The 9,872-nt window shown below is 41.1% G+C and carries 12 protein-coding genes; 5 read left to right on the forward strand and 7 right to left on the reverse strand.

Annotation, left to right across the window (positions count from 1 at the left end; translation table 11 throughout):
• From CFPU101_RS24490 to CFPU101_RS24505, 4 genes are all read right to left on the reverse strand, one after another.
• Nucleotides 1-2,364, reverse strand: a 2,364-nt coding sequence (locus tag CFPU101_RS24490; RefSeq protein ID WP_206818400.1) for a plasmid replication protein, CyRepA1 family, incomplete at its 3' end; no start/stop codon positions are given.
• On the reverse strand, nucleotides 2,357-2,839 hold the full coding sequence (locus CFPU101_RS24495; protein WP_206818401.1) for a hypothetical protein: 483 nt from the start codon (nucleotides 2,837-2,839) through the stop codon (nucleotides 2,357-2,359). The genes CFPU101_RS24495 and CFPU101_RS24490, both read right to left, overlap by 8 nt.
• Nucleotides 2,840-3,564: 725 nt before the next feature.
• Nucleotides 3,565-3,777, reverse strand: coding sequence for a hypothetical protein (locus CFPU101_RS24500; RefSeq protein WP_206818403.1), 213 nt, complete (start codon nucleotides 3,775-3,777; stop codon nucleotides 3,565-3,567).
• On the reverse strand, nucleotides 3,764-4,513 hold the full coding sequence (locus CFPU101_RS24505; protein WP_206818405.1) for a helix-turn-helix domain-containing protein: 750 nt from the start codon (nucleotides 4,511-4,513) through the stop codon (nucleotides 3,764-3,766). Before CFPU101_RS24505 ends, CFPU101_RS24500 begins: the two co-directional genes overlap by 14 nt.
• Nucleotides 4,514-4,732: 219 nt before the next feature.
• On the opposite strand from CFPU101_RS24505, the gene CFPU101_RS24510 reads away from it, so the two are divergent.
• From CFPU101_RS24510 to CFPU101_RS24530, 5 genes are all read left to right on the forward strand, one after another.
• On the forward strand, nucleotides 4,733-5,191 hold the full coding sequence (locus tag CFPU101_RS24510; RefSeq protein WP_206818407.1) for a hypothetical protein: 459 nt from the start codon (nucleotides 4,733-4,735) through the stop codon (nucleotides 5,189-5,191).
• An 11-nt stretch (nucleotides 5,192-5,202) separates the two neighbouring features.
• Nucleotides 5,203-5,430, forward strand: coding sequence for a hypothetical protein (locus CFPU101_RS24515; RefSeq protein WP_206818409.1), 228 nt, complete (start codon nucleotides 5,203-5,205; stop codon nucleotides 5,428-5,430).
• 82 nt (nucleotides 5,431-5,512) lie between these two features.
• Nucleotides 5,513-5,992, forward strand: a complete 480-nt coding sequence (locus CFPU101_RS24520; protein WP_206818411.1) for a hypothetical protein — start codon at nucleotides 5,513-5,515, stop codon at nucleotides 5,990-5,992.
• Between the two features lie 79 nt (nucleotides 5,993-6,071).
• A complete protein-coding gene (locus CFPU101_RS24525; protein ID WP_206818413.1) occupies nucleotides 6,072-6,335 on the forward strand; it encodes a hypothetical protein in 264 nt (87 codons plus the stop codon).
• A gap of 76 nt (nucleotides 6,336-6,411) precedes the next feature.
• Entirely contained in the window at nucleotides 6,412-7,374 is a 963-nt protein-coding gene (locus CFPU101_RS24530; RefSeq protein ID WP_206818414.1) for a tyrosine-type recombinase/integrase, read from the forward strand.
• Between the two features lie 238 nt (nucleotides 7,375-7,612).
• Here the strand turns inward: CFPU101_RS24530 and CFPU101_RS24535 are convergent, their stop codons facing one another.
• From CFPU101_RS24535 to CFPU101_RS24545, 3 genes are all read right to left on the reverse strand, one after another.
• On the reverse strand, nucleotides 7,613-8,074 hold the full coding sequence (locus CFPU101_RS24535) for a hypothetical protein (protein ID WP_206818416.1): 462 nt from the start codon (nucleotides 8,072-8,074) through the stop codon (nucleotides 7,613-7,615).
• Between the two features lie 3 nt (nucleotides 8,075-8,077).
• The gene (locus CFPU101_RS24540; protein WP_206818418.1) at nucleotides 8,078-8,290 is read right to left on the reverse strand and encodes a hypothetical protein; all 213 of its coding nucleotides are present in this window, start codon (nucleotides 8,288-8,290) and stop codon (nucleotides 8,078-8,080) included.
• Between the two features lie 1,009 nt (nucleotides 8,291-9,299).
• Nucleotides 9,300-9,872, reverse strand: a 573-nt coding sequence (locus tag CFPU101_RS24545; protein ID WP_307730481.1) for a hypothetical protein, incomplete at its 5' end; no start/stop codon positions are given.

The following is a 9,872-nucleotide window of genomic DNA, read 5'->3' on the forward strand; positions in this document are numbered from 1 at the left end:
CTTACCTTTTCTGTGAGTGTACCGTTGCTGCGGGGTTTTGTCGTTTTGCTGCTCAAGTTTTTTGAATTCTTCATCTGTTGGATTAGCGGCACTTGAATTAGCCTCACACTCTCGCTCATAGTTATCTTCTTTAATTAAAGTCAAAAGCAATTTACTTTCATCTTTTGACACGTAGGGGTCAGACGGGGTAAGGTTTTCAATTAATTCATAACCTTCTGATTGCAGTTTATTCAAAATACATTCTCGATAATTCTTAGCTTCTAAATTCTGGAAACAAGCCATTTTACCCCATGTTTGAAGGGTTTCGGGGTTACTCCCATCCAAGCTGTTTACCGTGTCAGCCAATGCTAGAGAGTTAAAGGTAACTTTGAATTTCTGATGCTCTGACCTGAGCAATCGGTTTAAATCGGTTTCCCCATTTCCTACTCTTTCACTAGAATATTTAGCCACCCAGATGTGACGCGGTACATCATCTCGAAGACGGTCTAATCCTTGACAGAAGCCGTTAACCGTCTGTTTCCCCGTGCCAAAACCAAATACGCTCGTAAAATGATTTTTAATGTCGATACTGATTCCTGTTTCTAGAACAGGTGAGGCAATAACAACATCGTAATCATTTAAGACTTGATTCAAATTCCCCATCGCTTTGTAAGCAGGATGTGATGGGTCTTTACAGGTATCGGAATCAAGCACTAAGATTCTAGATTGTGGGAACTGGATACTAATCCCTCTCTCTAGATTTCCCGTCGCTAACTTTGATTTAGCATCTTTAGCCCCTGTGAAGATAATCGGTTTACCCCCGTCTCTGATGTGAGTGAGTAGAGCAGAGTACAAGGATTCGGAATCGTCGTAAACAAAAAGCTTTCTTCCTTGACTTGATTTAAAGGTATTTTCTACTCCCCAAGTTTTAACAGGAAATCCAATCGCTCGTTCTACATAATCAATGGAAATTCGGCTTAAATCGGCATCGGCTAAATAAATCTTGCCTCCTGTAGCAACAACTGTTCTTAGAAGTGTTTGAAAGGTTTCAATGATTGAGACTCGATTCGCTCGACAGGTGGGAGAATTTAATAAATGCCAAAGGCCCTGTTCAAACTCATCGATAATCACTAACGCTTCAGAGGAGTCGGAGGGATTAAAGCTTGGATTGGCGTTTGGGTGAAGCGAATCAATACACAGGCAGTAACCTAATGTAGCTCCCTGTTCTGAGGTTCTAAGCTCCAATCGATAGGGCAATCCGAAACGATTTCCTAAATCTTCGAGTAATTTGACTCGATGCCCAATCACGAAGCAGCGTTGACCCTTTGCAATCGCTTCAGAGACAATTCTTGCCATCAACTCCGTTTTACCCGTTTTCTTGGCTGATTTAAGCCAAATAACTTGAGCGTCTTTTGGGATTGCTACATTAAGGTATCGCTGGTTAACCGTCAAGTCTGGGTAAAGGGTTTTAAAGCCTTTAAGATTGAACAATTCAAGGCTTGTACGGCTGTTGTAAACCTCATCAAAGTATTCGGTTCCTTTGGCTGCAATTAAATCATCAACGCCTTTTTCAGAACCATCCCACAGAGTAACCGAAACCTTGCAACCTTTGAACTTGAATAGATTCCCAGTTTTAAGCGTGGCTTGACGAACGGCTTGTCTCGTTTTAGGTTTGGAGTCATTATCAAAACAGAAATTAATTTCCCGTCTTTGAGTGGCAAAAGGTTCCAACTGGGGAATTAGATAAGATAAACCGATTGCATTCCCAAAATCATCTTTCGGTTTTCTGATTCCGCTCCAAATTCCAGGTAAGCCAACGGCACAATAACCAGCAGACAGTAAAGAAGCGGCTTTTTTAACTCCTTCACCGATAGTAATTGGTACTGGATTTTCAATAACCCACTGCCAGAATTCTATATCCTCAGTCAAATAAAACGTCTCAGTAGTGGCAATCCCGATCACCGCCGCCATCCGTTCTTTGTAGGAATCTTCTAATCCACATTTGATAGCTATCTTTAATCCGATTCCCCAAGTGACCTTAGGGAAGAATACCTCAGTGGAAACCTTTGGCGGGTGTTCGTATTTGATGGGTTTTCCTTTCTCGCGGTCGGTTTTTGGTTTGTCTGGTTTAAAGCAACCCCAAAGAGATTCTTTATTTGTAATGGGATTAATCGTGCCACACCACCAACCACCATGATCTAGGTGCTGATAACGTCTTAACCAGTAATCTCTCAAGCGGCCATCGTTGCGGCGTTCGTCGTTAGATAGCCCATACAGTAACGATTCATAGGCTATATTGCCTTCTATTGATTTGAAGTTTAACTCGATAATTTCAGGGGCGATCGCGCTTTTCTCTAGTTCTTGGTAATGGGAGTGTTTAAGCATCGTTCCGACCCCCAACCCACTTTAAGAAGCATCCGCATTTCGGACATCTTAGCTTGAGGTATCGTCGGTTCCTCTCGACTATTTCGGCACTCCGACCACAGCGTGGGCAACTGAAACGCGGGTTAAAGCGATTTAGTGTATCGATGGGGTTGGTGTATGGGAAAACGCCCTCGATAATATCGTATCCCTTGGGATAATCCCGTCTGTCGATTGCCTGAAATATTGGATGATCTGGGATTAAATTTCCCCCGTGTCGAGGCCTTGGTTTGGGGGTGTTTTTTGAAAAAGGTGGTAACCCAGATTGCTTGTGTTGTAAGGCTTTCGGTGATATGCTATACTGATTAGATGCGTCAGTCGGAAGGCGAAAAATTGCCGAATTTTTGCCAAGAGTTTTGTCAAGTTTTGCCGTATCGTTTACGATAGGAATATCTAGGTTAGTCGTTCCACCGACTAATTTTAAAAAAGAATAAATCATATATTTCGTTTTTTAGTAGTTGCCTGCGTCGTTCCACCGACTCAGGTAATTTTATTTTAAGCTAATCTTCTCTCTTCTCGAATTGTTTCTTTAACTAAGTCTCGGACAAGACTCGAAGCACTAGGGTAATTCCTTAGCTTAATAAGTCTGAGCAAATCAATAAAATCAGTTTCCGTTAATTTAATAGAAACACAAACGGGTTTAGTTGGTTCACCAATTTTCACGCGCCCCATAAAATCTTTCTTTTTAATTGTAATACTTACTGATTACAATATAACCTATTAAAAAGAAAACAAGGTATGACTCAATGAAATAAAGAAACAAATTTTAAATTTACCGTTTTCCGAATATCGCGTCACGTGATACTAGATAAAACGACACTAAACCATATGTGTAGCGATTGTTGCCTAATTAGATAATGGAATTCCATCTAATGATACGATGATCAGATTGTATCCGTTACTTGTGTAAGTTACGGATAAGATATATCTCTAAATCAGAGATACAACAGTTCTGTTAGTACGCAATAAACTTAATAAAGTTAAATTGACTTAAAAGTATGTTTCAAAGTATTGGAATATCCAACACTTTGAAACTTATCGCCATTAATGTAATGGCGACATTAGAGTAATAGTGATTGGGGAAAGCACACTTTTTACTTTTATGATTTGATGAATGTTAAGAAAAACTCATTTAAAATGAAGAATGGATTTTCTTATCACTTATTAGATAAGGGTTTCTGTTGTTGTGATTTTAAAATAAAAACTGGTTAATAATGACTCTCCTGCTTCTTTTGGTTCAATACTATAACCCTTACACTGTCGTTTGTTTCGCGTAAACGGGTATGCCACCGACAGGAGTGACAATTTGTCGGCACGATTGTAGCGTGGTGATACAGTCGTGGGAACAATTTGTTCCCACAGGTCAACACGGAACAAAATATTTACTTTTGTGTGGGGTCTCGAAAAACCCGATACACTTCCATGATTTGCCCTGGGGGTCTCTTCCCTTTGACCACTGCTTAAAGTGTTCATCGTTGTCGCCGTCGCCGTGATGCCGTGACACGGTAGATTGATTAACCCCAAGTCTTTTGGCTAAATCAGTTTGAGTAAGCGCGTCGCGTGGTGGCATCTCGTATGGTTCAAAGATGGGGTCTAAAGATGCCTTGGTTAGTCCCTGTGATGATTTGGCATCCTCATCCTCATCCTCTTCGTCGTCGGTTTGAGATGAGTTAAAGGTGTTCCTTTTTTCTTCAATCTCGTTTTTCAGGAACGCGATCGCTTTGTGTAATTCAGATTTTGTCGCTACACCCTCACTCAAGATTCGGTCGTGGTCGTGTACAACGCTACCCCACGACTGAAACCCCTTATCGAATTCGGATAACTGATTTTGAATCAAGGTAATTGCTTCTGATACATCCTTTTTTACCTCATTCAAATGGTCTTCCATCGGCTTAAGATATTCCTCTAATTCATCTCTAGTAACCCTAATAGAGTTACTAGAGTTATAGTGACTCTCATTAGAGTTACTAGGGTTACTGGCTAGAGTTTTGATGGCTCTGATAACAGCTTGAGACTTATTACATTGCCAAGTCTGACTAAGCGACTCTAGTAACTCTAATTCCTCATCAGATAGATAAGCCGATACTTTATATTTTCCCTTTCCTAATGGCATAAATCAACAGATAAGCTTTACTCTATCTAGGCTATCTCGATTAGAGTTACTTAGGGTTATTAATGAGTTACCCTAATCAATGATTAGAGTTAATCTAGAGTTACTTATAATAGAGTTATTTAGAGTTACCTAGAGTTATAGTAGAGAAGTAAATCAATAAGGCAGTTGCACAGACTCCAATCAGACAACTGCCTAACCCCGTTTTAAGAGGTAATCACAATGATAAACCAAGCGTACATCTTAAAAAAGAAGGTCTGTCAGCATCTCCATGTTGGGATTCATGCCATCGCATCCGTAGAGGAATGGAGTAACTGCTTATTCGTCAAAATCAAGAAAGGTTTTGGCAAGTTGGTTAACCGCTTTGTCTCAAAGAAAGCATTAGAGGGCCGTTTACCTGATCGAGATGACCACTATTACATCACAATCCCGAATCAAAACAAAACCAAAGCTAACGTCATCATTCATCCCCTAACCAAATCAATTCTTGTGTATGCCATTGGTGGTAACAAAGAGAAGTTAGGCGAGTTTGATGTGTACCTTGACCGCATTGTAAGAGGTTTCTGGGGTGATGAACGCTTAGGACGTTGTGACCTACGATTCGTTGATTTTGAACCTGTATCCTACGAGATCGGCTTCAAAGCATCATCTGGTGTATTCCGTCCCGTTATGTACTCATAGGAGGGTCAATTATGAAAGATTACTCAGATTACCCCCATCGACATTACGAGATACAAAACAGCATAAATCACACTCTGGATCTGCTTGAGGATAATTACAAAGCATTCAATACACGGCTTGAGGAGCGAGAGCAACATTACCCTAACCATTACTACTACAGCCAAAAGCAGAAGATCATTGATGCGATCGCATATCTCAAACAAACCCGTGACTTACTAGGATCAACCGACTGGATTTAACCGTTGACGTATTTTGTAATGACCCTGAAAACCGCTTAGAGACTACACTACACAAACTTATTACCAATAGAGGTAAAAAACCATGACTACACCCAAAATCTACTCCAAAACTCAAATCTGTTCTAATTCTAAACGCCATTTAGTTACGCTTGGTTGTGAGACGGATATCATCGCAACTTTCGATACGGAAGAAAAAGCTAAGGAGTTTAGCGATCGCTTAAACCAAGCGATTGAAAACATCTTCAATGAATTAACGTTATGCGAAACCGTTCCAGAGATGACGAAAAAAGAGCGAGTAGGAGTAGAGCGTTGCATCGCTTTATCAGAACAAATTCGTTTGAAGGCTGATGAATTAGCGGCTTTATTTGAGCAGCATATGAGGGAAAAAACTTCGGAATTAGGAGAGTTGATAAAGCAGCACACTCTAACATGGAATCAGTTAAGCCGTGAATTTGGAGATACAACTGGCGATTTAGGAGGTAAGCCGTACTTTGACGAGATGACGGATTTTGGAGAGCATCGTCACGTGATTTATTGGTTTGAGGAAACCCTAACCAAGTAATCCATAATAATGAGTAGTCCCCTAGAGGTGTGAACTCAAGGGGACTGGAAAACTTTATCCTAATAGGAGTTTAGCAAAAATGTCAGAAGACAGATTACAGCAAATCGAACGAATTCTACAAGCAACAGTTATTCTAACTCAACAGAACCGAGAAGACTTAGTAACACTAACTCAAGCGACAAAGACTAATACAGCAAATATCAAACGCTTAGAAGAAAGGTTAAATCAATTTGTCACTCAAGCTGAAGCAGACCGAGAATTTTTCCGTACTGAAGTAGCGGGGATTCGGACTGAGGTTGTGAGAATCTTAGAACATCTTTTTGGGCAACAGAACGAAAACTAATCACATCGATACGGGTGGGCCACACGTCACCCTTTTCTCAACAGTTCAATGTTTTGATAATGATGATTTTCACAACATGAATAGTAATCTTGTATCAATTAATTCAAAGATTTCTCATCTAGTTCCCGTTGAATCAGTAACGGATTATGATTTACTTTTGTCTGATTGGTTGAACACAAAACGGTCGGAACACACACGACGGGTTTACAGGAACGATATCAAAGATTTTCTTCTTCATCATGACGGGTTAACTCTGGGTAAGTTTCTTAAGAGCGATCGTCATGTTGGCTTTGAATTGGTCAACCGATATAAGGGTAATCTGATTCAATTGGGGTTAACGGCGGCCACTATTAACCGACGCTTGGCTGCTCTTAAAAGTTTGGTGAGTTACGCTTATCAGTGTGGTCGCTGTGAGTTTATGTTAGAAGCGGTGAAGTCGGAAAAGTTGAAAGCTTACAGAGATACGTCGGGAATTGGCACAGAGACATTTAAGCGAGTTTTAGAAGTGTGCGATCGTGTCACGCTCAAAGGCAAACGGGATTACGCTTTACTCGTTCTGTTATGGTGTAACGCCCTGAGAAGGTCTGAAGTAGCCAAAGCTGACATTAAAGATTTTGACCCCATAAATGGGACTCTCAAGATTTACGGGAAAGGGAGAGGTACGGAATCAGAAACGGTTACTTTGGGCCAAACTGCGGTTTCTGCTTTGTCTGATTGGTTAGAGTACAGGGGGGAAACCAATAGGGACGCGGCTCTATTTTGTAGCGTCAATCCTGCCTATTCAATGGGACGGCTATCGACTCATGCTATCTACAAAATTGTGAGAGAGACAGCAACCGCAGCAGGTTTAAATAAGGTGATGAGTCCTCATCGAGTCAGACACTCATCGATTACGGCGGCTCTTGATGCGACTAATGGAGATGTGAGGAAGGTACAGAAGTTAAGCCGTCATGCCGACTTGAATACTTTGATGATTTACGACGATAATCGCATCAATCATCAAGGTGAAGTGACGGCCCTACTAGATGGGATGCTGTGAAAAAAATGAATTACAAAGTCTGAAACGGACGGGCTATTATTTGCTATTAACCTCGGCAATGGTTTTTTGTCCCGCGTTAGTTCTTCAATCAATTTGCATACTGGTTTTTTTGGATCATGTTTCGTTCCCACCGCCGTCGGTGGTTTTTTCTCTGGGTTGATTTGATTTTTATTGCTATTTGCATAGTCTAATACCCTTCCTAGTAATGGGAAGGGTATTTTTTGGGGATGAATCGCTGCTAACCGTCTTTGGGTAGCAAATCTGAGGCTCTGTAATGGTTGTACAAATCAGCCGCGTAGTGATGGGGCGGTATCTCCTCGATTTTTAAGGTGTAGAATTGCTTCCCTCTAGTGCCTGCCAAAATACTGTTCCTGAAATTAATCGCCGCTCGGTACTTCTGATTTTCCGATTTCAGCACCATCCTCTTAAGCCATAGGTGGTCGTCGGTATTAGCGATTAATGTAAGGGCTTCTTTCTCAGAGAGGCTGTCAATTTCGTCGGGTAGCGGCTTCACTTCACCCAAATATACAAAACATTTAGCTTTTTCTTGCATGAGGAAAAATGGGTCTTTCACCGCTTCGGCATAAAATTTCTTCCAATCGGCTTCCATTAGTACGCTTTCACCAATGGGAATCGTGATTCCACCATAGGTTTTAGAAAAATCACCATTTCTTACTTTGAATGCTTTTGCTGCTTTCATGGCTTAATAACCTCCCCATCTGCGGTTAATTTTCGGTAGCGGGTTGGTAGGCTCCCCATCCATTTCAGGGATTACAAATCTTTCGCTTTCGTGTAGTCCCACAGCTTGCAGAAAGCCAATCAGAAACTCTTTCGGCTCGTTCTTAATTCGCTCTCTCAGGTTGGGATACCGAGCGTTGATAATCGCTTTCATCTCCTGTTCGGTTAACTCGTTCAAGAGTTTAGCGGTGCGGTTCTGCGGTGGTTTTGCCGCTACATGATACCCGCGCCTTACTACTCTGGGTTGTTGCTCATCCATATGGGAATCCTATTAATTAGGTGAACACCTAATAATAGAGATGCTACCGATATTCCTTTTTTGGCTTCTTTACCGATTGCTATGGTGTACGAGAACAAAATCTGTACGACCATGATTTTAGCCGTAAGAAGATGAAAAAAAGCGTTCTCAGAGAGCGCGATCAATCTGACAGTTTTGACTCTCGTACAGCGATTAACTTTTGATTTGATTGGGGTCGGTTTTTGATTTTCGCTGTTTGAGTGCGTTTTTCGCTCCTTTGAGCGGGGGTATCGGGAGAAATCGGGGGAAATCAAAACGTATCCCCAATCAAGCCAATGAATTAATCTGCTTTGTTGGTCGCTGCAACCTGAGTTGCAACTTTAGCGGCCAACACGAAAAACCCGTAAGTTGACTTATGAGTTTAGCAATCCTTCCACGTGGAGGGATTTAGAGATTAAACCGTAAGATTGATCTGACAGTTTCAAGAAAACTTCAGCCGATTTTCTTAAAACTATTTGCACGTGCAAACAGTTTATATCATGGTTAATTTGTGATGCAGGCGAGTTTTTTGGGGTTGTTTTTTAGCGATTTCTTGTGCAGCCTATGAGGATTCCAGTCCGTTTGGGGACTGCGCCGCCTTTTAACCTATTGCTCTTTGCGATGAGTTTAGCAAAGTGTCAACGTTGACACTCAGGTCTGACAAACCTTGATTTTTGATGACTTTATATGATTCTGTAGGACAGTTTGCCTTAAACCTATTTGCTACTTGCCTTTGAACGGTTTTTCCTTCATGATTCAAGCGAGATTTGTTGCACCACACCCCTCGCCACTAATTTCCAAGGCACGTATTTTTCACGCGAATATTTAAGGGTTATTTTTGTACTACCAGTTGAAACGAGTTGTAGTATAGTCAATCAACATTAGACAAAACAACGGTTTCGTCTAAGACTTATGCGGCCACCTCTTCCAGTAAATAAATATTATTAGGAGGGGTGGACACGGCCCTAGAATCTCGTTCTAACCAACGGCTAAAAATCTCGTTCCGTCCGTCAAGATTGGGGTCAAGCAATTGATAAACCCGTTTTCGATTACCACGAGTTCCTAAGCGACCAATACAAGTTAGTTTCAATCCAAAAATCCCCAATATTCTCTGAGCGACCGCTACGGGAGAATCTTTTAAAAGATTAATCGTCAAGCCTAAAACCGTCTTAATAGTTTGCCTGTGAGGGATAACCTTCTCGTTAAACCAAGCTTCGAGAGACTCGTTATCGTGTTGGTTTATCGGGTTAAGGAATTGCTCCTCAATTTCCAAAAACTCTAAAACTTTAATTTTTGGAGTTAGAGCGACCTTATTAATATCAGGCTTAAAGACTTTTCCATTGTTCTCTTTTGCCAACCCTTCAACCCGTTTTTGATCTTTTTGAGCTAAAAATTCCGAACCTGTTGTCAAATAATAGTGGATGGTTAACTGGCCAAACCACCCATAATCATCACGCTTCACCATTTCTGGTGTAATTTCTTC

This window comes from Chroococcus sp. FPU101 (assembly GCF_017312365.1).
In the GTDB taxonomy this organism is placed as follows: Bacteria; Cyanobacteriota; Cyanobacteriia; order Cyanobacteriales; family Microcystaceae; genus Chroococcus.

What these genes read in the sequence shown, in the direction of transcription:
- CFPU101_RS24535 (WP_206818416.1), bottom strand. Translation starts at nt 8,074, where the DNA reads ATGAAAGCAGCAAAAGCATTCAAAGTAAGAAATGGTGATTTTTCTAAA.
- CFPU101_RS24495 (WP_206818401.1), bottom strand. Translation starts at nt 2,839, where the DNA reads ATGATTTATTCTTTTTTAAAATTAGTCGGTGGAACGACTAACCTAGAT.
- CFPU101_RS24510 (WP_206818407.1), top strand. Translation starts at nt 4,733, where the DNA reads ATGATAAACCAAGCGTACATCTTAAAAAAGAAGGTCTGTCAGCATCTC.
- CFPU101_RS24525 (WP_206818413.1), top strand. Translation starts at nt 6,072, where the DNA reads ATGTCAGAAGACAGATTACAGCAAATCGAACGAATTCTACAAGCAACA.
- CFPU101_RS24505 (WP_206818405.1), bottom strand. Translation starts at nt 4,513, where the DNA reads ATGCCATTAGGAAAGGGAAAATATAAAGTATCGGCTTATCTATCTGAT.
- CFPU101_RS24520 (WP_206818411.1), top strand. Translation starts at nt 5,513, where the DNA reads ATGACTACACCCAAAATCTACTCCAAAACTCAAATCTGTTCTAATTCT.
- CFPU101_RS24515 (WP_206818409.1), top strand. Translation starts at nt 5,203, where the DNA reads ATGAAAGATTACTCAGATTACCCCCATCGACATTACGAGATACAAAAC.
- CFPU101_RS24530 (WP_206818414.1), top strand. Translation starts at nt 6,412, where the DNA reads ATGAATAGTAATCTTGTATCAATTAATTCAAAGATTTCTCATCTAGTT.